Raw genomic sequence first — 22,719 nt, forward strand, 5'->3', positions numbered from 1 at the left:
TCCTTTCACATCAATATGGAGCGTCTCGCTCACCAGTTCCAATCCGGATCCGCGTACTTCTCCCGATCTTCTTAAGTCTCCGCACTCCCCAATTACATCCTGATCAACCGTCTGCCCAACACTACTCATGCACATCCACCGTCCCCAGCACGGCCACCTGGCTCGCGGTCATCTCGATATTCTGGTCACTTACACCGTTCACGGTAAGCTCCGAATAGTCGATAATCGGCGGAATGTCCAGCAGAATCGCGGCAATGCGGGTGTAGCGCACGAGTGGATCGGCAAAAGCCAACTGTTTCAGATACGCGGTCACCCCGCGTTCGATCAATGCTCGCACATCAGCGAGTGTCGCATCACTTGCGAGCGTCAGCTTCACCTGAATGTTCATCGGCACTTCCTCGGCTGGCATCACGGACACCACTGGCCCCGCGGGCGCAACACCTTCACCCTGTCCATCCTGCGTTGGATCAACGTACTTCTGAACGGCCGCTACCAGATCTGTACCCGCAGCGCGCTTTTCCGTGTCCAGCAAATATAGTCCCACCGTGCCTGGTCCCTGCCATAACGGAATAACCCGCGTTGCACCAACACCTGGTACTTCACTGGCCCATTGCACATATTGCGATTTGTTACCGCTTGTCCCTTGGTTGCGGACTTTGGCATAAAAGCGTTCCAACAGTGCAGTATCGGCCTCAATATCTGCACCGCCTTTAATCACCTCAACGTTCATGACAGAGGTCACGCCACTTACAGGTGTAGACAACACAGTTATCGTGCCCGCAGGCACATTACTCTCTTTTCCGGCAACAAGCGCTCGCACGCCCACCACCCCAGAGCCCTCTGCATCCAGTTCCAAACGTCCCACTGTCTCATATTCGAGCGAAGCTTCAGCAGATACTTCATCCGCGAGTGTAGCCACGACCGTTCCCGCAGGCACCACTTTCCCCGGCGTACCCGCGAACCTCACCGCACCTTGCGCCGCCACCGCAGCTCGCCGCGTGATACCGTGCTCTCCTGCCCGTAGATCCAGCTCTTCCGAACGAAAATTCGGATCACTGCTCGCAGCCGTACTTGCAAAGCCGCGCCGCAGTAATTCCTGCGCCCACAAAGCCGCCTCAGACAGCATAAAAGCAACCGGAGCCTCCGCATCCCACAGAAACGAACCCTCCGACTTATCCAGATCCGCGGGCAGACGATCCAGCATACGCTGCATAATCTGTTCCTCCGTCTGGTCCTCCAAATAACGCGGAATCTCAGCCATCCCGTCAGATCACCTCACTTTCCAGAATAAACATCTCTTCCTGCACACTCGCCACCCGGCACGAGAACATGCACTGCTCCCGATTCCAATCAAACGTGAACTGGTCTACCGATTCCGTGCGCGGATCAGCCAGCAACGTTTCCGTCACCATCCGGGTAATCTCACTTTCCATCACACCCCGGCTGTCACCCTGCCCCACCAGATCCTCCAGCTCCGAACCATAGTTCCGGGAATAGATCACATGTCTGTACCTTGGCGTTTTTACGGCCTTAATGCACCACTGCACCCAAGCTTCATGTCCACCAGCCCCAGCAACTTTGCCACTTGGGGTCAGCACAAAATCCCCTGCATCGTAATCGAATCGCCAACTCCGTCCAAAGCGCACCTCTTCCGATGCCGCCCCTGACAGATCTTCTTCATCTCCCCAGACCACACCCGTTTCCGGGAACAAACTAGGCATGTGCACTCACCACCTTACACAGCACCACAATGTCGTTGCCGCCATTCACCCGCATCGCAAGTACGCGATCTCCCGCTTTCAGACCTTTGCCGAGAGACCACACCGCTTCTTCCACTTCCTCTTCTTGCAAAAGAAACCGTCCCGTGCCCGTCTTTCCGCCGTTTGCCACGTCAGGTATACCGGAAATCGCGCCAGCAGCCTCGCGCTCCGGTAGTCCAAGCGTGCCCGGCAATTCGGCCACGAGATAATCCTGCACTTCGTGCTTGAAATCATCCAGCTTCACGCCGGACGATGTCATCGTACCCAGTACTGCTCCCAGCCCACTCACTGCCTGACGGGAATGTGTACTCATCGCACCCCGCATGACGTCGGCAAAATGCCCATACGGATCATCTTTATTCAAGGTAATACCTCCTTTTCACCAGCTCAGCCGTCCCCAGCTCTAACGTCATCGTTCCAGGCCCGGCAGATAGATCACGGCTGACCGACATGACGATCAGCTTCAGTCCTTTTAACAACACTGCATCCCCGGCGCGAATCGTATTCACATCCGGTGCGGATATCGTAAAGGTCTCCTGAATACCCGTCAGATGACTTTTCGCCAGTTTTTTCGCGGCGGTTGTCGATTTCACCTGATCGTCCTCTACCAGCTTTTGCAATGTGCCCAGTTCTTCCACACCATTCTGCTCAATCGCGAGCACTTTGGAAGGGACCTCCTTGCCACTCGTAGACTCCGACGCTGCCATGACTTTCACTTTGGTGACCGCCCCTTCGAGCGTACGCATCTGCGTCAGATCAATCAATCGATCCAGTTCGTGCACCTTCGCGTTACTGCCCACCTGAAAGAGCTGCAATCCGCCGGGTGTCATCCGTGGATGATACATCTCCCCACCAGACTTGGCCGTTTCCTTCAGATCAGCAAACATCATCGAGAAAATCGTCTGTGACCGATACACGGCTTTTCCCAGCTTTGTCTTGGTTTCTGGCAATGTAGCGTATGGAATCTTCCACTCTTTGGCGTAGGTTTTGAGTCGCTGCGTAGCGGTCTGATTCTTCGGCAACAGGAACTCGTCCTCCGATTTTTCCAGATAAATCATCCGGTCGTACACCGTGAGAGACAGCCGCTTGGTGCCGCTGTTCGAGCTTTCCACCTCCCAGATGACCGCAGGATGCAGCAAGTGAACCAGGGATTTTTCGCCAAAAGGAACCCCGCTAATCCGCACCGCTATACCCGGTGAGATCGAAGGCAGACCGGAAGATGCAGACACTGCCAGCCGGATGTTGGCCTGATAGGCAATCTGGTCGAGCGAGTCCTTCAGCGTAATGGTCTCCACCAGCTTGGTGATGTCATATTTGTCGTCGACAATGACCTTGTAGGTCATGGCATCACCAGCTTTTGTCCGGGCTTGATCCGGTTCGGATCACTCCCGATGATCTTCGCGTTCAGCTTGTAGATCTCGTTCCATTTGGAACTGCTGCCCAGCTCCAGCTTTGCTATTTTGGACAGGGAGTCGCCAGATTTGACGGTGTAGGTCTTGCTGCTCTTTTTCAAATCGGTACGAGAACCTGACTTGCTCGCGGATGCCGCAGAGCCCACCTTCTCCACCTTGGAATCCCGCCATGTTCGCAGGGTCAGGTCGAAATAAATATCCCCTGTCTCCCCCCCACGAAAGCTCGAATTAAGCGAAACAATAAAAACAGGCACGTTCACGCCCGTCTCTGAAATGATGAAACGCAGCGGCTTTTTGGAGATGAGAAACGTGTTCAGGACATTCATCGCCACACGCGGATCAGGCAAATTTTCGTACATACAGTAGAAGGCATCATACTCTTTTGGAAAAAAAGAAGAGAAGGTGATCTCCTTCACCTTCTCCCCCTGCGCAAAATCAAACTCACCATACTCCAGCATATTAATCGTTTCATACCCTTTGGACCTGGAAATACTCACCTCTTCCGGGTTCACTGGGAATTGAAATGGAGTGCCGCCATCCTTCAGCGTAAATGCCATTTTGTTAGGCACTACTTCATCTTTAAGTACAGACATACACGGCCTCCTTTCTGCTTAGGCCATAATTGTTTTTCGGTTTTCCATCGCACGGCGGAACTCGCCCGTAATCCGTTGTCCGACCTGCTTGGTGACAGCATCGTAATCAATCGCATTTTCGCGCACAGTCACCTGCACCGCACCTGGTGGAATATTTATCGCAATCTGATTGGTGGTTTCGGTTTTGAAATCCTTCAAGTAACCGGACAGACTGCTCATCTGGTCTTCAGATATCTGTACCGTCATCGTGGACGATTTCCCATTCGTCTGCGCACCGTTACCAAGCGCCATCGCTTGGCTCTGCATCATGCTTGTTCCCATGAATCCAGCAGATGTAGGCTGACCGACTTTGCTGTTCATATAAGCCGTTGGGCCTGTCATGGTCAGTGCCGGTGGAATATAAGCAGGTGCCATCTGCGGGCCTGTTGCAACTGGAGACGGTGAAGCCACCGTTGCTGCCGAGACCGTCTTCTCTTCTTTTTTGGAACCAAAACCGAAAAATCCGGATATGCCATCCGTGATTTTTTTTGTTTTTTCAGAGACATAATCCGCTGCACCCGACAATGCATCCCCTACACCCTCGGTAGCACTAGACATAAAGTTTCCAATATCCTTCGCTTTGTCTCCAATCCAGCCCCCTGCTGCACTTCCGGCCCAACCACCTACTGCACCACCAACCCATGTTCCGATGCCAGGCAAAAGAACGCTACCGATGGCGCTACCAATCGCAGTACCTGCTGTGCCGCCAATCATCGAACCCACCGCTCGGCCACGCTCTTCTGGAGGTGCGGTCACTACATTCGCTACATCAGCAAGCATGCTGATGGGTCCAAGCAACCTTTTTGCTCCTTTGGCAAAGCCACTACTTAAATTATCCATCAATCCATTACCAGCCAGCATGTCGGTTAAAGATCCCAATCCACCATCCGCAAATCCTAATCTACCGCTTCCTCGTATTCTTCTACCGCCTCCCCTGTTACGGTTGCGATCGGCCGGAGGAGTTGGAGTATCAGGTACAGGATTGGGTACTGGTGATGGGCCCCGGTTCGAACGATTACTAGACCTTCTACCACTTCGGTAATTTCGTCTTCCACGATCTGATCCACCACCATCCGCATTCGGTGAACGAACTCTACGGTTTTTGCCCATCTTTCCACCTGTGCAACAGCAGCATTTGGATGCTGGACTTCTGGTTGGATCAGATGCAGGACTTTCTTCTTTTTTCTTTTTGAACAAATTAATAAATTTACCAACTTTATCAATGATGTTATCAATTGCATCGTTAATATTGTTAATGATTTCAGCTACACCAGAAACTTTTTCCCAAAAGCCTTTTGTTTCTTCTTCCTTCGTAGCATTAGTGATATTTTTATTATTTTGAATCACGACAGCCATAGTAGGACCCGAAGCTCCTCCTTTACCCATCGCCACTTCAATCTTCTGCCGAACTTCAAGGGATACTGTTCCGGAAGCCGTAACCATCTGGTCCCTGAAACTATTCAGTTTCGCCCATGCGCGATCCAGTGCAGGACTGAGCTTATCAATCAATCCAATTGTCGGTGTAATTCGCAACCTGCTGATTCGAACAGCCATACTATAAATATGCTCCAACCTGCGTCCGGTCGTTCTCAGTTCATTGTTCACCTTAATCAGACTCTGATAACGAACTCTGCCCAGACGTTCGGTTGAGCGTTGGATCTGATCCAGATAACGAAGGGTTGTCCGCATTTCCGCATTAGATTTAGACAAACCTACAATCATTTCTGCCATTTTTTCACCTCCTGCCTTATATCGTTATCGATTCATTTGCGAGGTTATTGCTGCCATCTCTTCTTCCGAGAACGCAATTAACAGCGAGCGCTCCCCACGTGGCAAAGACCAGAACTCTCCGGGCCGGAGATGATGACGCACCCACATGTGATACAGGAACGTGGTCATCCCGCCGGAGTGAATCAGTTTTTTAGGTCTTCAATCTCCACACCAAAGCCGGACAGCTCCAGCACTTTATCACCTACGGCATCCAATTCACCAGCGAGCAACATACGACGTACCGCCTGTTCTCCACCGGACAACTTCATGCGACCGGTAATACGGGTGTCTCCCCAGCCAGACAATTCCAAGCTGCGGACTTTCAATTTCACCGTTGCTTCGGAAATGAGTAGCGCGTTAAACGTTTCGGTGTCCACCTTTTCCTCGGTGCGGCCTTTGGTCGTTTTTCGAATGGTACAGCGTTCGCGAATGTGATCCACTTTGGAAGACGTCAGTCCACGCAAGGTCAACAACAGATCCAGACGCTGAATGCGCACATTCTCCTCTGGCAAACGTTCTGCTGCTTCAAACAACTGATCCAAAATCTGTTCTTCGGACATATTTTCATTCATACTCATCGGGCGTTATCTCCTTCTTATTTCAAAAATGGGTTTAGCTATGCCAGCTTCCAAGCCTGTAGAGACAACAAAGAGACCGAGATCATCTCGGCCCGCGTTGGTGTCCATATGATATGAAGTAACTATGCAATCACGCTTGAGCAAACTAGCTCAATTACGTGCCTATTTCAAAGCTTAGTTCGCCACAATCGGATTCAGCAACTCAAATCCTTCAAACGTAAAGCCCGTTTCCTCCGGTACTTCCTCACCCGCTGTCCAGTTGGCAAGCTGGATTTTGTCCACCATGCAACCTCTCAGCAAAACACTCTCGTGTCCATACGATTCAGGGTCGTTCAGCTTGGAAATAATCTCGAATTTGGTGAAACCGCGCTGGATCATATCGGAAGTGACTTTGTAGCCCGTCATCGTGCCTGTTCCTTTTTTCGCGCCGTTTTTGTGTACCTTCCAGTCGTTACCGACCAGGTTCAGCTCACGCTTTTCAATCTCCACACTCGCTTCCAACTTGTTAATGTTTGTCTGCCACACACCATCGATATGCAACTGACCATGGGTACCGAGAATTACTCTTGATGCATCCAACATATATTTTCCTCCTTAAAATTAAAAAATCACGTTTTCCTTTCACACAACCTTATTGCACGTAAAATGTACCAAACAACTGCTCCATTACATCCGTCAGCTTCACATTCCATTGCAGGAATACCTGATCTGCTTCCGGTTTGAGAACTGGTGCCGTACCATAATACGCCGGGTCAAGAATGACATCATAACCGTCAGCTTCAATCACATTGCTCTGTGCAAGCAACGCCAAATAGGCCTTCATGGCACTAATCAGTGCCTGACGACCCTCTTCAGTATTGTTCACTTTACCGATATACGTATCTTCTGCGGAACGTTGCAGATCCGTGTTGATCGTATCCAGCACACGAATGGAACGGATTTTTTTCCACGCATTATTCTGTCCGGCTGCCGGAGTTACGAGTGTATTTACACCGCGAAGTGCTTTCACCTGACGTCCATCATGGAAGAAAATAAATACGCCATTCTGTACCGCCTGCTCCTGTTCTGCACGCGTCCAGCGACGTGTCACATCATCGAACGGAGTAGCTGCATAGGTTGTGGATTGGTTCAGACGTTGTCCGGCGATCAGACCTGCAACATAGGCGGACGTTTCCGCCGAGCTATAGAATGCATCTCCAAGGCGAACGCCTGTACCGACATTAATCACACCTTCATGGTTCAGCGTAAGCGAACGTGCTGACGCTTTTTGTGCTGCTGTAGCAGAAGTATCGTCTGCTGCGGAACCGCCAAATACGGCCACCACCGGTTTGCCTTCACTACGTACACGTTTCACCCATGCCGCAAAGCTCGCAAGTAGAGGTGCATCAGCCGCCTGATCCAAAGCCAAGACGTCGAATTGCTCCCCTTCCAGCGCCCCCTGTACAGCAATGTATTCTGCATTGGTCAGGTCATCGTTCCCACTTACGCCGCCTTTGAATGCCGCACCCGCAATTGTTGCAACTACACCTGCACCATCGCCAATCGCCTGCGCCGTTACCCAGACATTTTGTTCATCCGCGTTAATCTCTTTTACCAGAGAAGCTGCTGTAATATCCGCTGTCAGGAGCGCATACAACATCCGGTTACCTTCGAAGAGACGCACTTCATGCTTCGTATTATCAATCACACCTGGCTGGATGGTGACGTAGAACCCGTTCGCACGATCTCCCGGATACTTCGCATCCAGTTGCAGCACATTGGCATCACTGCTGTCCTTCAAAGTAAGCGTAGCTGCTTTGGCCGCAGCACTTGCTACCCGATAAGCGAGCAACTTCTTCGGCCCACCCAACAGGGCGAGCTTCAAGGACGTATAAGCCGTACCGTTGTCCAGCACATTTGCCGCATAGATACGTTCAATCGCCGCTTCGCTCCCTACCTCAACAAAAGTCCCCACTGGACCCCAGTTGGCCTTGATCGGCACAACGACCGTTCCCCGCGTACCCGCTTGAATGGCCGAAGATGCTGCCGCCTGAAAATTCATATATAAGCCCGGAAGGACCGGACGATTCGTTTGCTCCCAAGTTCCACCTGCCATTATCCCTTCACCTTCGCTTTCATAAATTGGTTAATTCGTTCCTGCGTTTCTTCAATGGAAAACGTCTCTTGCGCTGCTTCGTACAGCGCACCATACAGCACCTCTGCCTTAACGGCAAAGAGGGCTTCTGCATGATTCATCAGTTCGGCCCGTGTATACCGCGGGGCTGTCTGTTTGCTTTTTTTCACTGAGCTTGCCATTGCCATCTCACCTCATTTGTTGGACTACTAATTTCGTGAAACGATGATCTTTAAGGTTGACCTATGAATTTTTAATCCTATGAACCTATGAATTTGAAGCTATAATGTTGAAGCTAAACCAATCTACTCAAAGCTATAATCTGGAACCAACCTTTAAACTGAAGTTCCTCTGGACTAACGTTTACTCCATACCTTTGCTATGGTGAATCTCACGAATGAACGGTACATTCGTACCCGGACGACGAATCCGCTGTTGCAACGTCAGGCGAATCTGACCATTCAAATACGCATCCGTCTGTAAATCTGCCGTCACTTCATCCACTGTGATATATCGCGTGTTACCTTCGTGCTCTTCGCCACCCGTTTCAGTGACGGCAAGACGAGATTGCACTGCAAGTTGCCGGGCCAACCGAGTAACGGTCTGGCGTGTTAACACCGAATGATCGGTGAGCACATGCCCAATCCACTGTTGTCGAACCTCCAATGCCGAAGTGCCCGCCACAGACGTGCTGCATCCGGCCAATCGCCATAACACAGACGGCATCTCATATCCACGGGGCCAGACGTCACCATATACCGACCAGTTAGAGCCAAGCTCCTGCTGTGTCCAGCCTTGAAGCGCAGCTAACCACGCGTCCCCTGTTTCAGCGAGAGCAGCTCCCGAGTCTTCGGGAACATACACCCCAAACCGCAGACTACGTGTAAGCATTCCAGACCCTGTATCCACCCGGTCACTATCTGAAGAACCCAAATAGATACAAGTGAAGGCCTCACCTGCTTCATCCACCAGTCTTACCTGGTGCAACCCTTCGATTAGATCGGCTGACCAAGCTTCCACTTGTTCAGCGCCACCATCTTCTGGACGAGCGTATGGGGAGATTTTGATGATCCGTCGGTATCCCGCCCATGCAGACTTCGGCACTTCTTCGGCAAACGCAACCACTGCACAAGGCCCGGCCAAAACTTCGCCTGACGCAGGTACATCCAGCACACGACCGTTCCAATCTGGAACAAGTACCGCAAGCTTCTGTTTCAGCGTTTTTTTAATGAGCTTACTCATTTTACTGGTGCTCATGGCAGTGCTAATCTCATTTCTCATAGACACATTCATTTCGCCCCCTTTAGCTGCAAGTTTGAGATCTGCCCACACCGTGCAGCGACAATGTAGCAGCAGTAGACTCCCCCTTTTAACTCAGAGTCTGTATTGCTATCGAACCAGTAACGGGACTACATTCACCGCATCAAAAAGACCGGCCACCTGGCCGGTCTGTACATTAGCGTATGTGCTTTCGGTGCGTCCCTTGTTATTGATCCGATAATACAATCTTACACCCTTTCATCCCTAGCGCGGATGGTGTTCCGTACGACTTCGGTGCGATTAAGGGAGACGTTCGGGTGGAAAAAAGACGATTCTGGAATCATCGTTTTAAAGGATACCTAAATTACTTCACTTGCCGTCTTAGCATTTATACTCGGGATATCCTGCTGGGCTTACTTCGGACTGCTTGGTAATCCGCTCAAGAAAAATGATGCTGAACAACAGGTAACCACTTACCTGATTGAACAGAAAGGTTACTCACCCGAACAGCTTATCGAAGTACAAGGTACTTACTCCTCAAAAAGCTCTGAAGCACCTTACGGTGCCTCCGTAACATTCGCGGATGAACCCGAAGCGAAGTACCAATATATCATTTTTAACAACGGCGAGATTAAGCAATACAGTCATACCAGTGATCACCCTAAACATGAGGAACCCATGGTGAGATAGCAGTTTAGTTCAGTGTAACTTGGGGGTTCAACGTAATCTCAAATGCACGGCCCCAGATAAAATCAGGGTTCGCATATTCCAGCAGCGCACTTTCATACGTCGCATAAGACAATTCGCCATCACAGATCTCTTTGATCGCCACATTGCCTGTCTGGAAGGCAGTTTTATTCGCAAGCGCCGTGGTATAAGTCTGCATCAGATCACGGAGCAATGTTTGCAAATGGGCATAGTCTTCCTCTGAGTTGAACAGCAACATATTCTGATCCGACAGGGTAGCCACGTTGTTATACAACGCATGGGCTCGGGAATATGTGCGGATGTCCGCAATCGCTACCGCTTTGTAGTAGTAATCCTTCAGAAAACGCTTAAACAACAACGAGCCATGCGCATTCATCGCATCTCGCAATTTGTGCTCATGCTTCTCTGTTGTGATCAACGCGTACCTCGACTGCCCCATGCCTACGGCCATACCGATCTTGTTACCTGGCGTATTCCAGGCACTATATCCCAGCACGCGTCCGGTATATGGACTGTTTAGCAACGCTTCAGCAACATCAACATTGGCTGGTCCTTTACCCACAAAATCAATCAATACCGAAGGCAGACCTTGCTCCCCATTCAGCGTCAACTGCTCCAACGCAGCTTGCACCTGATCCAGAGCGGTAATGGCAATAATCTCGATGTCGATGCCTGTGTTGTCTCCGGAATTGCCCGGGTGACCCTTGGTCATACGATCCAGTTCGGAGGCCATGTCAAACGGAACAACTCCCTCGGCTGATACAGCCACCAACTGTTCATTTTCCAAGCCAGCACTCGCCTCCGTCACCACCTCCGGTTCAGGATATGCCGAATCTGCCACAAGCACACCGCCCACAATATCCACATGACGAACCACATTCTCGTGTACATCCATGTATTCATATGTGTTAATGATGGTATTGCCGTGAGGACCAAAATATTTCACTCCGTAACGTGTCTTCGCACCGCCTCGGAACAACTGGTTCGCCATGCGAGCGACCAATGCGTGCCCCAGACCATCTGCATCCGGCAGGATGATAGCACGATCTGGATTTTGTCCATTGGTTCCACCGAGCCATTCATTGATCCGTGCTTCCACGTATTTGATTTCATTGATCTGAACACCCTGCGTATTGGCATCGTCCACTCCAACCGCGAGGAAATCGATATAGCCTGTGCGAGCCAGCTGATCCAGAATGTACAGATTCGTTTTGAATTTGTGTTGTCTTGTATTGTAATACTGTTCTTTATCAAAATAGGTCGTTGTCCCATATTCCACCCCATCCGGAGACAGGTTATATCCTTGGATAATATCCTCGAATTCGCTGTATGTCTGACGTGGCTGCTGCATCAACGCACGAGACTCATTATATGCATCGAGGGCCAAGCCATCTGCAAACGAGGTCGTAGCCAACCGCATGATGGTATCCATTACAAATACGGGTTTGCGTGGGTATTTCTGCTTGATCACGCGGATCACATCCAGCAAACGAGTGGTTTCCTCATCGTATTCCGGATAGGTACCTCCCCCATCTTCGCGAAGCTGACGACTGCCAATCAGACCGCCATAGGAGAGCATATCGGATGAGATAATGAATCCGTCGACCTTGGCAGCATGTTTCAGAATAAAATCATGAATGTTGGACGGTTTGCCATAAACCGGCGTGGAGGTGCCGAGCAGCGTTGTGCCATCTACAGTTTTCTCCGAGTCCAGACGATTCTTAAGATCACTCAGGTTTGGTGTAACGATATGGATACCGGCTGCTTTCCCTTGCACAATCACATCATCCAGATTCGCTGGACGATCATCCAGTGGAACATACAATACTGTTTTCATATCACGTAGCCTCCTGTTATCTGTTTAGTCTTTAATACCCGATCAGGGCAAGGAGGCAATCACCGAATTAAAAAACCGGCCCTATGGCCGGTCTGTACTTTAGCGTATGAGCTGTCGGTGTGTCCTCCTTGCTGCTGATCCGATAATACCATCTTACCGCCTTTTCCCACTCGCGCTGATGGTAATCGGGATGAAATACGCATGAATGTAGTTGTCTCTATGGCGGTTAATTGTCGGTTTTAATCTGAATGAAGCTAAAACATCCATAAAACAAGCACCTGCCAGCTTTGGCAAGTGCTCTTCATTTTTGTTCCATATTGTTGATTCCATCTATGCGATGATATAACGAAAGTTCTCCCATGTTTTCGGTACGGGCTCCCCGTTCTTGGCATGATGATAGAAGCTGAACGGAAATTTGAACACATGACCTCCGTACCAGTCACGGGAACGTCTATCGGTGAGCCAGTACTCCAGTTCATGGGGCAGTGCTACCGAACGTTCCGCCCGCGATAATGGCAGTAGATCTACAGGTGATTGCAGTGTTGGCATCTTCAGTTCGCTGTTCACATCTCGGCTTAAGCGTAGCGCCTTTACCATGGTAAGGAAAGGTGGAATGCCTTTATGGAACAATGCCGGATAACCCAATTCATATAATATATTAAGCGCATGTCCATAGGTCAGCATATGGCCGATCAGGTCATGATGTGCTTCCGCGTGATAGATAGTCTGGAACGCACCAAGCTCATCCAGAATCAGGTGTGACAACTGCGTTGGATCTTTGATCTCGGGGAAACCATCGCTTTTTTCCGGCTTGAAACTGCGAATTTCTTTCATCGTTGTGTTCATCCAAGATCTTCCTGGGATGGTTCGATCGAATGAATCAATTAGTTCAACCAGCCGACCAATATCCTCCGCAGTCCCCCATCCATCCAGTTCACGAATGGCTTTCAAACTGATTGCCCCATAGATGGCCTGGTGTCCAACCCAGTGCAACTCTCCAATGGTTCGATGCAATGCGTCCGTAATACGCGCTTCGGCATCTTCCCTGGGCATCATCTCACCAATCGGAGAGGTCTGACCAGGGCTCACTCCATGCTGGCGAAGCATGGCTTTTGCTTCGGCGGTAACACTGCCGGCGGCAAGGGCAGTGAGACGATTTTCCCGTACCCAAAAATATGCCGCTATCGCACCCGCCCCATAATGGGCATGCCACAGATCTCCTGTACGCTCCCGACTGGAAACAATAATCGCTAGTCCTTCTTCCAACAAACGTCGATCCAAGCTTGCCACCACCCTTCATCATCTGTAAGCCTGACAGAACAACCTTCCAATCACTGTTATCCCCAGATTTTTTTCGATTCCCTTTCACAAGGGAAGATCCGGTGATAAATGTGAGATTACGCTTACGATGCAGCTTTCTTTCAGAAAGCTTTTAGCTTCGCTTTTTCAGGTTTTTTCTGTCCTCTCTGTTATCGTGTAAATTCAGTTCAACTTATATATCCTAATTAATAAATAAAGCGTTTACTTCTATAACATGATGGGATGGCTCCACATATGCCCGTTTTGCCCCGGAATGCAAAGTTTAGCCGATTCGAAGCCTGCCCACGTCACGAATGGACACTTCCAACGGATAGATCTGCGCTTTTTGCGTAGAGAAAAACCACTTCCGGTGCTTCTTCACCACTATGAATAAACCATGTACATCCCCCACAGGGGCAAAGGTTTCACTAACCTCACCCCAGCGCGCGAGTCCAATCTGCTGAAGCTCATTCACCGTAGACAGAACATCATCCGTCACCAGCCCAATCTCACACACCTGTAATATGTCTTTAGCAGAGAAGTCATGATCACTCTCGTTCTGCATACGATGATGAGCAATTAGCTCGATAATATTGCCTGCCGGATCTTCGAAATAGAGAGAATCAGAGTTCCAAGTAGCAGAATACGTCTCATCCCGATCTTCTTCCCTGCTTAAAGCAACACGTGATGCAGCCCACTGCTTCGCTTCCTTGAACCGATTCGTCGGAATCATCCAGGCCACATGATAGAAGGGCTCACGATCTGTTTCACACGGTTTGAAAATCATCTTAGTCCTTCCAACCTGTAGGTTGAAGGCCTGATCAGTCTCACTGGATACCTCCATTCCCAACGTATCGCGATAAAAATGCTTGAGGTCCTCCAGCTGTGCTGTATATAACTGTAATTCTTCGATCATCATACGGTCTTCTCCTGCATCTCCTCCCACTGACTCCATGGCACCATGCCAAGCTCAGGCTTCGCTTCATCCGGGAGCATGGCGATGAATTCAAGCGAGTGACCATCCGGATCGGTAAAATACACAGATACTGCAGGCATCCAGCTGAAAACGTACAATTCACCGATATCATCATCCAGGAAATTCTGTGTCTTGATCCCTTTGTTCTCCAAGTGAGCCACCGCATGCTTCATATCCTCCAGAGATACATGAAAAGCAAAGTGCTGACGCTGCACCTCGGAAGGTTCCTTTTGCCACAATCCCAGCATGGCATTGCCTTTTCCACCGATCCAGTAGAAGGAGTTCCCACGTTCTTTCTGCCCATAGGCATGGGGTAAACCCAGGACTGTTTCATAGAAATGATGGGATCTCTCCAGATCCGTTACGTTTAGATGTGTTTCAAATATGCCTGTAATCATGATGTTCAACCTCTTTTCCTTTTCCCAATTTCCTCTTCGTTCGTTCTTAACTCATCGATGAGTTCCGCGCATTCGTTAACGTCTGAGCCAGATTCAAAAACGATCCAATGACCCGCTGCACCCGGTCCTCTATATCCTGACTACCTTCGTACTCTTCATATCCGTCAAATGTCGCTTCGAATCGTCTGCGCTGTGCACCCCCAATGGAGATCCACTCTTGAGCATTGATGCCATGCAGATTACGAACAATCGCTTGCAGTTGTAAAAGCGAACTTACCCCCACCGCTCCACCAGAGGAGCTGATGGACAGGACGGGCTTACCACTGAAATGAGCCTGGCTCAGGTGATCCAGTGCATTTTTGAGCACACCGCTAATACTGCCATGGTACTCTGGCGTAGATAGGATGATGGCATCTGCCGCGAGCATACGTGTATTCAGGTCTGCCAGATGTTCATGATTCGCCTGTTTTTCATCCGGTGCGTAGAATGGGAGGGGCGTCTGATACAGATCAAACAGGCTGGCCTGATGTCCCTGTCCACGAATAATCTCCACTGCGTATTCTCCCAAACGTGTACTGGTTGCATTATTCCGATTGCTACCTGCCAAAATAACAATATTCATTCATGTCACTCTCCTTGTTTTTTTATTTTTTTTTGAGTTTCACGTTCCTTCAACCGATCCATCTTTGGCTATCTTTATCTTACCTTTCTTCCGCAGCCAATTCGTCAGCAGATAGACTTAACTTGAAATACCAAAAAACTCAACCTTTAGGTTGAGTTTATACGACTTAAGTATGAACATATGTCGGAATTGGTCACACGACCCAGCCATTTCTTACGGCATGAAGAGCCGCTTGCGTCCGATCCGCCAGTCCCAGTTTGTCGAGCAGATGACTGACATGTGTTTTGACCGTTTTTTCGGTGATGACCAATTGAACCGCAATTTCCTTGTTGCTCAGTCCTTGAGCAATCAGCCCCAAGACTTCTTGTTCACGGCGAGTGAGCATATCCAGTCCGCCAAGAGACGCTTCAGTTGATTTCCCCTTCTGCTTTGGCTCCTGATGTTGATTGTCTGCTGACCGATCTGTCAGTATATGCTGTGGTTGCTGTTCATTTATGGACCAATCGGATGAAGCCATCACATGCATCAATTGACCTGCTGCGGCAGGATGCAATTCCACCTGACCTGCATGCACATTGCGAATGGCTACAGCCAGATCCTCCGGTTCAATATCCTTGAGTAGATATCCTTTAACTCCTGCGCGAACAGCAGGAACGACATGATCCTGATCCGAAAACGAGGTGAGCACAATGATTCGCGTTGCTGGCAATAACGTGCGCAGCCTTCTGGCTGTTTCGATTCCGTCCATGACCGGCATATGCAGATCCATTAATACCACGTCAGGTTTTAACGCTTCTGCCTGAGCCAGTGCTTCCTGTCCGTTCGATGCTTCGCCCACAACCTTCATGTCTTGCTGTGTCGTCAAAAAAACGTGCAACCCCCGTCTCACCATCGCATGATCATCTGCGAGCAAAATCGTAATCGGCATCTCTTCTTCCCCCTGACTTTATACAGATTCGAACGGAAGTGGAATGACTGCCGTTACTGTCGTTCCCTTACGGGAAGAACTCACTATTTCTAAGCTGCCTCCGAGCGATTGAGCCCGTTCCTTCATAATGGACAGGCCAAGGGAGCTTCCAGACGACGCTTTTGGCCTGTTCGCACCACCTTTTCCCCGATCTGTGACAGTGAGCACCACTTCATGATTACTTAACTTGAGGGTGACCTCAGCAGAAGGAACATCCGCGTGTTTCCGTACATTATTTAGCGCTTCCTGTCCGATTCGCCACAATGCTTCTTCTATATTACGTGGTAAAGACCGCATTCCCGTCCGATTCGTCACCACTTGAAGCCCCTGGCTTGTGCCGTATTCCTGTAGTGCATGGAGCAGCCCTGCTTCCAGTCCCGCGGGACGGAGTTGCATAATCAATGCGCGCATTTCCTTGAGAGCCTCCTGAGACAAAGCCCGAATATCCTTCAACGCTTCCGTTGCCGGGAGCAACTGCTCGGAGCCAGATAACATACTTTCCGCGCCTTTAGCCGTTAACGATAGTGAAAATAAAATCTGATTAACCGAATCATGCAGATCGCGAGCCAACCGGTTTCTCTCTTCCATTCGTGCAAGTTCGCGGCGATTCTCCGCCAGCTTCAGACTCTCCCATGAGGCCGCAATATGTTCGGCCAATGCCTCCAGCACTTCACGGTCCGCCTGCGCAGGACCTGATGTTCCTATTCCGATCACCAGAATTCCCGTTTCCCCTGGCGTATGGTATGGAAGGGGAGCAGCAATTCCCGAGGCAATGGAATTCGTAGTCTGGTCAGGCTTGCACAGAGTAAATATTTCAGCGATCTCTGTCCCAGACAGAGATGTTACACGATGACTATTGATTACATGGTTAATGTGGCTCGTCACTTCGGTAGATAACGGAGTACTTAATAACGTTCGAACCGTATCATTTGCATAGGCTGCCTGCAAAACGAACATTCCGCTTTTCTGCTGAATGATTGTAGCAAAAGGCCAATCATAATGCTGCCCAAGCAGCTCTACAACTTTTAAACAAAAAGCCTCAGAATTGGTGCATTCGTTCACTGCAAGACCCAAGGCCGTGCTGAACTCCCCCAGCTTGGCATACAGATCAGCTCGTCGCTGCTCCGTGCGATACAATCTCATCCGCTCTACCGCACTACCAATCTGGTACGCCACGCCCTGTAACAGCGCCAGTTCACTGTCGCTGAAATGTTCCTTGGCTGGCGCAGCCACGTTGAGCAGGCCAAGCATCTTCTCACCTGACCTTAACGGGACGGTTGCATGGTGGGTAATATCATGGGTATCTCCCCATTGGAATTCCACCGCATCCTCCAGCCGTTTACAGTTAATGATGTTAACCGCATGATTGAGTTGACCATCCTTAAAGCGATTCACACACCAGCAGGTACCCGTTCGCATGGGCTCCTTATCTTTACGCAGTAATGCCGGGGGCAGATTGTAATCCGAAACACAGGTGTATTCTCCACGTTCATTAATCAGAAACATCCAGCCTGCCGTTAATCCGGTCAACTCCAGTAATTTGCCGACCACGGTATCCAGCATTAAGTTCAGATCATTGGACGTATTGAGCGTTTCCGCGATTGTCTTCAACGTGATCATTTCCTGCATTCCAACTTCTTCCGACATGGCAGACTTCTCTCCTTTGGGTAGGGCGAGTCTGGAAACTCCGAAGGAGGCAGATTTTGCCGAATTTTCGTTCCAAGCAAGGAAATTTTTCGCAGGCGTGCCGGGGCACGTCAAGGAAAAGTGACGCAGCAGGGGGCGAAAAGGCGGTAAAAGATGCACTTCAGCGAGTTTTCAGACACGACCTAATGCCAACTGTGGTTTGTTCAACTATTGTAACCAATCCACCTTGGATATTAAAGGATCAACTTCTTACTCGTTTCGCTTAGCCCAGCTTCTGCCGCTCTTTACGGGACACGGACAAAGGCTCCATATTAATCAAACCTCGGTCCGACAGAGCTAGCGCCATTTTGTAGAAAGCACGCGTACGAATCTTCGTGTACGTATCCTTGCTGACAGGCGGATCAAATACATGGTTATACACTTTATAGTCAAACACATCATCGTCTTTCAAATATCGTTCACAGACGAGTACACGTTCCTTTTCACTCAACCGGGACACAACAAAATCAATCGTATCGCAGTATGCCTGACGCGCGCGCTGCACGTCCACATTATAGATCGCCGTTCTGGCCGTGGAATCCCCTGTCACATTGGTTGCACCGTGGAAACGCTCGGCATAACTTGCCGTCACCATAACCTCTCGTTCTTCAAATGCAATGGTCTTATAAATGCGGTATTTTTCCAGCGCAGCCTCAACAGCTGTTTGCGTTTTACGTCGGTCCAATTCGGGCAGCATCAATTCCATATTTATCTTCCTCCTTTAGTATTCTTTATAAAATAAATTTCTAATAGTTTCGCATGATCACTCCGATGACAGAACAGCCTTCCGATCACTGTTATCCCCCTTTTTTTTGATTCACTTAATCTGGGGATAAAGGCGAAGCTTATTCTTCCGATGCAGCTTTCTTTCAGAAAGTTTGTAGCTTCGCTTATTCAGGTTATTTCTGTCCTCTACGTTTTCGTGTAACTATATCGTTCACATCATATTGTTTTGCCATCGTTCTTTGCACGATAGCAAAATGCTCTTAATCATAGAGTTGTCCAGTTTTCTAAAAAAGTAACGACATTTCTTCATATTTCCCCTGTTGCCTTTTGGAATCACTCCAAACCGCTATAATCCGGGAAATTCCATTGTTCATAGGTTAATTCCCCAAACTATAAGCTGTATCAAGTTTACATTTTGTTCGTATAGTGTTCGTATTTCTATTTGAGGATACCACTTTCTGGAGATCGGAGTAAACCTCCATTTTGGTTCATTTTGACGATAAAATAAAACCTTCGCTCTCATTTCCTATGCCTTTTGGCATAATTGTTTCATATCTCTTTACCTAATGGTATATATACGTTATAGTACTGTTTAATTAATGAACTTCCGTACAAGTCATTTGATTTTTAATATTAAGAAGCTCCCCTTCTCCTTAATGCCGTTAAGGTACATATCAAGCGCATACGTAGTGAAGGAGACGGAATCGATTCTGAAGAAGCAAAGCGTTCGCCTTTATCAACGGATTTCACCCTTTAGGAAAGGGAAACAGGAAATCCGGGGATAACAGCGATCAAAAGAACGATCCGAATCCGGAACGGCGCACCCGCAGAGGTTTAGGAGTTGTCGCATTCAACTTTCTTCTTAATATTAATTCAAGCACTTGTACGAATCGAAGGAGTTGGCATAAATTGTGGAGCACGCTTTTGGTCCTTATATGAAACAACTGCGCGAGCAACAAGGATACAGCATCAATCAGCTCGCCGAAGCAGCCGGAATAAGCAACTCACAGATTTCACGCATTGAGAATGGGGTACGGGGTGTGCCCAAACCTGCAACCATTCGCAAGATTGCAGATGCACTCTCGGTTCCCTATACAGAGATGATGAAGCAAGCCGGCTATATTGAACCAGGGAGTTCAACTGAACTTCAGGACGTACCGGAATGGGCTACATACAAAGACCGTCGTGATTTTAAAAAGATGCTGGAGGACGATGATGATCTGATGTTTGACGGCATTCCACTCGATGAAGATGACAAGAAACGAATCAAGGATGTGCTGACAGGTCTGTTCTGGGAAGCCAAACAGATGAACAAACGTAAAAAGACAGATGAATCGGACAAGCGCCCATGAGGCACGACGAACTGAATTTAATGAGGCAGCAGGTGAGATCATATGGATGACATCGTAACAAAGCTGATTCGAAAACACCGGACCAACTGCCCGTTCAGCATTGCCCGCGCGGTTGGAATACAGATTCGCTTCACCAATTTGGGGAAATCCACCAAAGGACTGTACTTTCGCAAGCTCCGGCGCAGGTTTATCGTCATACACAATGATTTGCCGCCGGAATGGCAGCGGTTCGTGTGCGCCCATGAGCTTGGCCATGACCGGCTTCACAAAGGAATCAATCGATTCTTTCTGGAGGAGCATTCCTATTTTGCTCCAGGCAAGCTGGAAAGACAGGCCAATCGTTTTGCCATTCAGTTGTTAACGTCAGGAGTGATGCCTGAACCGGATGAATCTCTGGAGAAATTCTGTTTACGTACCGGACTGCCGCGTGAAGCGCAGCATTTTTTTTACACCATTTAAGAACATATGTTCTTTCTAAGGATTATTTTTTCTCTATTTTCCAATAGCATAATCACATGTCACTTTCAGGTTACTTATTTTTACGTAAATCGCGAGATTTCCTAATAATAGTCTGTTAAAATACTATTTGAGCTGTATAAACGCTCAAGTAGATTATTATTTTGGGAGGTTTCGGATTCATATGAAAATCTGGAAGAATTATGTTTCACTTCTGCTAACGGTCTGTTTGCTGTTTGGCAGTGTAGGTATTGCCGCGGCTGCAACGGACACCACTCCGGGCACAGGCAAACACATTACCATTCTACATACGAATGATACGCATGCCCGTGCAGTTGAATCTTCACCTGCTATGGGTTTTGCCAAAGTAGCTGGAATCGCTGACAAATATCGTAGCGAAAACCCGAACACGCTCTTGCTCGATGCTGGAGATGCTGTGCATGGTACAACATTTGCCACTCTTGTGAATGGTGAGAGCATCGTGAAAGTCATGAATGAAATGGGATACCAAGCCATCGTACCGGGTAACCACGAATTCAACTATGGTTCGGATCGCCTGATCGAACTGGCAGACATGATGAACTTCCCAATGCTGAGTGCCAACGTGAAGAAAAAAGACGGAACACGTCTCTTCGATCCTTATCTCATTAAGGAAGTCGATGGCGTGAAGATTGGTATCATCGCTTTGACTACACCGGAAACGTTGTACAAAACGAATCCGAAAAACGTAGAAGGTCTTGATATTACAGATCCATCTGCGGAAGCTAAAGTTCTGGTGAACGAAATCCGCAGCAAAGTAGATGTTGTTGTTGTTCTCGGACACCTTGGACAAGACGCGTCCAGCACCGATACTAGCTTTAAAGTCGTTAAAGAAGTTCCTGGCATCGACGTATTCATCGATGGTCACAGTCACACAGTACTGCAAGATGGCCTTGTATCCGATAACGGAACATTGATCGCAAGTGCAGGAGAATACACCAACTATGTAGGTGTCATCGATCTGTGGGTAGATGGTGGTAAAGTAACGAAGAAACAAGCAACATTGATTGATGAAACTGAAGCAAAAGACATCAAACCGAATGAGAAAGTTGCGACTCTCGTGAACTCCATTCAAAAAGAACAAGAGCCTATCTTGAAAGAAGAAGTAGCCAACACAGCTATTCTGCTGGATGGTAAACGTGAACAGGTACGTGCAGGTGAAACCAACCTGGGTGACCTGCTTGCAGATGCAATTCGTGATATCAGCAACGCAGATATCGCACTGACTAACGGTGGTGGTATCCGTGCTTCCATTGAAAAAGGTATCGTAACCAAAGGTGATATCATCACAGTGCTTCCTTTTGGTAACCAAGTTGTAACGCTTGAAGTGAAAGGGTCCGATATTCTGGCAGCCCTTGAAGTCGGTGTAGCTTCCTATCCGGAACCAAGCGGTGGATTCCCGCAAGTATCTGGAATCAAGTTCAAAATCGATACTTCCGCTGCTGAAGGTAGCCGTGTACATTCCGTAATCGTTGGCGATAAAGCCCTTGATCCGGAAGCAACATACACGCTGGCAACCAATGATTTCACTGCTGTTGGCGGTGACGAATACACCATGTTCACCAAATATGCTACAACAGGTATGTACGGCGCATTGGATGAAGCGTTGATCAACTACATGCAAAAGCTTGGCGCTGTAGACATCAAAACAGATGGTCGGATCAGTGAAGCGAAGAAACCTGCAGTAGAGCCGGAAACTCCGGCAACCGAAACACCAGCTCCAACTACGCCAAAACCAGAAACACCAAAACCGGAAAAACCGGTTAAACCAACACCAAGCAAACCAGCTCCAGCCAAACTGCATGTTGTGAAATCCGGAGATTCCCTGTACTCCATCTCCAAACAATACGGCACAACTTGGCAAGCATTGCAAAAGCTGAACAATATTAAAAATCCACACTGGATCTATCCGGGTCAACAATTGAAATTGCCTGCAGCTTCTTAAGATCAATACAGAGCAGCAGCATAACGGATCTATCTTGTCATAACAAAAAGGGTGTCCCCGTAACCAGTAAACTGGTTACGGGGACACCCTTTTGTATGTTATTCTTACACGACAATCCACATCAGGTACATGAACATTCCCTGTGGACATATCCTGCTGATCTTGGCAATCATCTGAGATAAA

Annotated in this window: 23 protein-coding genes; 4 read left to right on the forward strand and 19 right to left on the reverse strand. The window is 48.7% G+C overall.

What is annotated here, in order from left to right; all coding sequences use genetic code 11:
* Positions 1–121: 121 nt before the first annotated feature.
* The 11 genes from HF638_RS10880 to HF638_RS10930 form a co-directional block, all read right to left on the reverse strand.
* On the reverse strand, positions 122–1,261 hold the full coding sequence (locus HF638_RS10880) for a baseplate J/gp47 family protein (RefSeq protein ID WP_169480220.1): 1,140 nt from the start codon (positions 1,259–1,261) through the stop codon (positions 122–124).
* A gap of 4 nt (positions 1,262–1,265) precedes the next feature.
* Positions 1,266–1,721, reverse strand: coding sequence for a DUF2634 domain-containing protein (locus HF638_RS10885; protein WP_169480221.1), 456 nt, complete (start codon positions 1,719–1,721; stop codon positions 1,266–1,268).
* Positions 1,714–2,124, reverse strand: a complete 411-nt coding sequence (locus HF638_RS10890) for a hypothetical protein (protein ID WP_169480222.1) — start codon at positions 2,122–2,124, stop codon at positions 1,714–1,716. Before HF638_RS10890 ends, HF638_RS10885 begins: the two co-directional genes overlap by 8 nt.
* Complete coding sequence (locus HF638_RS10895; RefSeq protein WP_169480223.1) at positions 2,117–3,103, reverse strand: XkdQ/YqbQ family protein; 987 nt, start codon at positions 3,101–3,103, stop codon at positions 2,117–2,119. The genes HF638_RS10890 and HF638_RS10895 overlap by 8 nt, the downstream gene beginning before the upstream one ends.
* Positions 3,100–3,729, reverse strand: coding sequence for a LysM peptidoglycan-binding domain-containing protein (locus tag HF638_RS10900; protein WP_169480416.1), 630 nt, complete (start codon positions 3,727–3,729; stop codon positions 3,100–3,102). The genes HF638_RS10895 and HF638_RS10900 overlap by 4 nt, the downstream gene beginning before the upstream one ends.
* 54 nt (positions 3,730–3,783) lie before the next feature.
* Complete coding sequence (locus HF638_RS10905) at positions 3,784–5,535, reverse strand: hypothetical protein (protein WP_169480224.1); 1,752 nt, start codon at positions 5,533–5,535, stop codon at positions 3,784–3,786.
* A gap of 182 nt (positions 5,536–5,717) precedes the next feature.
* On the reverse strand, positions 5,718–6,152 hold the full coding sequence (locus HF638_RS10910; protein WP_017690174.1) for a phage tail assembly chaperone: 435 nt from the start codon (positions 6,150–6,152) through the stop codon (positions 5,718–5,720).
* Between the two features lie 174 nt (positions 6,153–6,326).
* Entirely contained in the window at positions 6,327–6,734 is a 408-nt protein-coding gene (locus HF638_RS10915; RefSeq protein WP_036611426.1) for a phage tail tube protein, read from the reverse strand.
* 49 nt (positions 6,735–6,783) lie between these two features.
* On the reverse strand, positions 6,784–8,247 hold the full coding sequence (locus HF638_RS10920) for a phage tail sheath subtilisin-like domain-containing protein (RefSeq protein ID WP_169480225.1): 1,464 nt from the start codon (positions 8,245–8,247) through the stop codon (positions 6,784–6,786).
* A complete protein-coding gene (locus HF638_RS10925; protein ID WP_017690177.1) occupies positions 8,247–8,447 on the reverse strand; it encodes a YqzN/YkzM domain-containing protein in 201 nt (66 codons plus the stop codon). Before HF638_RS10925 ends, HF638_RS10920 begins: the two co-directional genes overlap by 1 nt.
* 181 nt (positions 8,448–8,628) lie before the next feature.
* Positions 8,629–9,552, reverse strand: coding sequence for a hypothetical protein (locus HF638_RS10930; RefSeq protein ID WP_169480226.1), 924 nt, complete (start codon positions 9,550–9,552; stop codon positions 8,629–8,631).
* 336 nt (positions 9,553–9,888) lie between these two features.
* Here HF638_RS10930 and HF638_RS29010 point away from each other — a divergent pair, with 336 nt between their 5' ends.
* Positions 9,889–10,215, forward strand: a complete 327-nt coding sequence (locus HF638_RS29010; RefSeq protein WP_169480417.1) for a DUF3139 domain-containing protein — start codon at positions 9,889–9,891, stop codon at positions 10,213–10,215.
* Positions 10,216–10,219: 4 nt separating this feature from the next.
* On the opposite strand, the gene HF638_RS10940 is transcribed toward HF638_RS29010, so the two are convergent.
* The 8 genes from HF638_RS10940 to HF638_RS10975 form a co-directional block, all read right to left on the reverse strand.
* Complete coding sequence (locus HF638_RS10940; protein WP_169480227.1) at positions 10,220–12,070, reverse strand: DUF4127 family protein; 1,851 nt, start codon at positions 12,068–12,070, stop codon at positions 10,220–10,222.
* A gap of 330 nt (positions 12,071–12,400) precedes the next feature.
* The gene (locus HF638_RS10945) at positions 12,401–13,360 is read right to left on the reverse strand and encodes a hypothetical protein (RefSeq protein ID WP_481856151.1); all 960 of its coding nucleotides are present in this window, start codon (positions 13,358–13,360) and stop codon (positions 12,401–12,403) included.
* A gap of 292 nt (positions 13,361–13,652) precedes the next feature.
* Positions 13,653–14,288, reverse strand: a complete 636-nt coding sequence (locus HF638_RS10950) for a VOC family protein (protein WP_169480229.1) — start codon at positions 14,286–14,288, stop codon at positions 13,653–13,655.
* Positions 14,285–14,743, reverse strand: coding sequence for a VOC family protein (locus HF638_RS10955; RefSeq protein ID WP_169480230.1), 459 nt, complete (start codon positions 14,741–14,743; stop codon positions 14,285–14,287). The genes HF638_RS10950 and HF638_RS10955 overlap by 4 nt, the downstream gene beginning before the upstream one ends.
* 46 nt (positions 14,744–14,789) lie before the next feature.
* Positions 14,790–15,365 (reverse strand): NADPH-dependent FMN reductase, encoded by a 576-nt coding sequence (locus HF638_RS10960; RefSeq protein ID WP_169480231.1) that lies wholly within the window; start codon positions 15,363–15,365, stop codon positions 14,790–14,792.
* A 193-nt stretch (positions 15,366–15,558) separates the two neighbouring features.
* A complete protein-coding gene (locus tag HF638_RS10965) occupies positions 15,559–16,293 on the reverse strand; it encodes a response regulator (RefSeq protein WP_169480232.1) in 735 nt (244 codons plus the stop codon).
* An 18-nt stretch (positions 16,294–16,311) separates the two neighbouring features.
* Positions 16,312–17,979: a GAF domain-containing sensor histidine kinase gene (locus HF638_RS10970; RefSeq protein WP_169480233.1), complete on the reverse strand. Its 1,668-nt coding sequence runs from the start codon at positions 17,977–17,979 to the stop codon at positions 16,312–16,314.
* Between the two features lie 262 nt (positions 17,980–18,241).
* Positions 18,242–18,724: an ArpU family phage packaging/lysis transcriptional regulator gene (locus HF638_RS10975; RefSeq protein ID WP_017690187.1), complete on the reverse strand. Its 483-nt coding sequence runs from the start codon at positions 18,722–18,724 to the stop codon at positions 18,242–18,244.
* Positions 18,725–19,652: 928 nt separating this feature from the next.
* On the opposite strand from HF638_RS10975, the gene HF638_RS10980 reads away from it, so the two are divergent.
* The 3 genes from HF638_RS10980 to HF638_RS10990 all read left to right on the forward strand — a co-directional run bounded on the left by HF638_RS10980 (position 19,653) and on the right by HF638_RS10990 (position 22,536).
* Positions 19,653–20,096, forward strand: a complete 444-nt coding sequence (locus tag HF638_RS10980) for a helix-turn-helix domain-containing protein (protein WP_169480418.1) — start codon at positions 19,653–19,655, stop codon at positions 20,094–20,096.
* 42 nt (positions 20,097–20,138) lie between these two features.
* Entirely contained in the window at positions 20,139–20,555 is a 417-nt protein-coding gene (locus HF638_RS10985) for an ImmA/IrrE family metallo-endopeptidase (protein WP_101314157.1), read from the forward strand.
* 181 nt (positions 20,556–20,736) lie between these two features.
* Positions 20,737–22,536 (forward strand): 5'-nucleotidase C-terminal domain-containing protein, encoded by a 1,800-nt coding sequence (locus HF638_RS10990; protein ID WP_169480234.1) that lies wholly within the window; start codon positions 20,737–20,739, stop codon positions 22,534–22,536.
* The last annotated feature ends 183 nt before the right edge of the window (positions 22,537–22,719 follow it).

Origin of the sequence: Paenibacillus sp. SZ31 (assembly GCF_012912005.1) — a bacterium.
In the GTDB taxonomy this organism is placed as follows: domain Bacteria; phylum Bacillota; class Bacilli; order Paenibacillales; family Paenibacillaceae; genus Paenibacillus.

Excerpts from the sequence above, each read along its gene's own strand:
- HF638_RS10880 (WP_169480220.1), bottom strand. The coding sequence starts at position 1,261 with ATGGCTGAGATTCCGCGTTATTTGGAGGACCAGACGGAGGAACAGATT.
- HF638_RS10885 (WP_169480221.1), bottom strand. The coding sequence starts at position 1,721 with ATGCCTAGTTTGTTCCCGGAAACGGGTGTGGTCTGGGGAGATGAAGAA.
- HF638_RS10895 (WP_169480223.1), bottom strand. The coding sequence starts at position 3,103 with ATGACCTACAAGGTCATTGTCGACGACAAATATGACATCACCAAGCTG.
- HF638_RS10900 (WP_169480416.1), bottom strand. The coding sequence starts at position 3,729 with ATGGCATTTACGCTGAAGGATGGCGGCACTCCATTTCAATTCCCAGTG.
- HF638_RS10905 (WP_169480224.1), bottom strand. The coding sequence starts at position 5,535 with ATGGCAGAAATGATTGTAGGTTTGTCTAAATCTAATGCGGAAATGCGG.
- HF638_RS10910 (WP_017690174.1), bottom strand. The coding sequence starts at position 6,152 with ATGAGTATGAATGAAAATATGTCCGAAGAACAGATTTTGGATCAGTTG.
- HF638_RS10915 (WP_036611426.1), bottom strand. The coding sequence starts at position 6,734 with ATGTTGGATGCATCAAGAGTAATTCTCGGTACCCATGGTCAGTTGCAT.
- HF638_RS10920 (WP_169480225.1), bottom strand. The coding sequence starts at position 8,247 with ATGGCAGGTGGAACTTGGGAGCAAACGAATCGTCCGGTCCTTCCGGGC.
- HF638_RS10925 (WP_017690177.1), bottom strand. The coding sequence starts at position 8,447 with ATGGCAAGCTCAGTGAAAAAAAGCAAACAGACAGCCCCGCGGTATACA.
- HF638_RS10940 (WP_169480227.1), bottom strand. The coding sequence starts at position 12,070 with ATGAAAACAGTATTGTATGTTCCACTGGATGATCGTCCAGCGAATCTG.
- HF638_RS10950 (WP_169480229.1), bottom strand. The coding sequence starts at position 14,288 with ATGATGATCGAAGAATTACAGTTATATACAGCACAGCTGGAGGACCTC.
- HF638_RS10955 (WP_169480230.1), bottom strand. The coding sequence starts at position 14,743 with ATGATTACAGGCATATTTGAAACACATCTAAACGTAACGGATCTGGAG.
- HF638_RS10960 (WP_169480231.1), bottom strand. The coding sequence starts at position 15,365 with ATGAATATTGTTATTTTGGCAGGTAGCAATCGGAATAATGCAACCAGT.
- HF638_RS10965 (WP_169480232.1), bottom strand. The coding sequence starts at position 16,293 with ATGCCGATTACGATTTTGCTCGCAGATGATCATGCGATGGTGAGACGG.
- HF638_RS10970 (WP_169480233.1), bottom strand. The coding sequence starts at position 17,979 with ATGTCGGAAGAAGTTGGAATGCAGGAAATGATCACGTTGAAGACAATC.
- HF638_RS10975 (WP_017690187.1), bottom strand. The coding sequence starts at position 18,724 with ATGGAATTGATGCTGCCCGAATTGGACCGACGTAAAACGCAAACAGCT.
- HF638_RS10985 (WP_101314157.1), top strand. The coding sequence starts at position 20,139 with ATGGATGACATCGTAACAAAGCTGATTCGAAAACACCGGACCAACTGC.
- HF638_RS10990 (WP_169480234.1), top strand. The coding sequence starts at position 20,737 with ATGAAAATCTGGAAGAATTATGTTTCACTTCTGCTAACGGTCTGTTTG.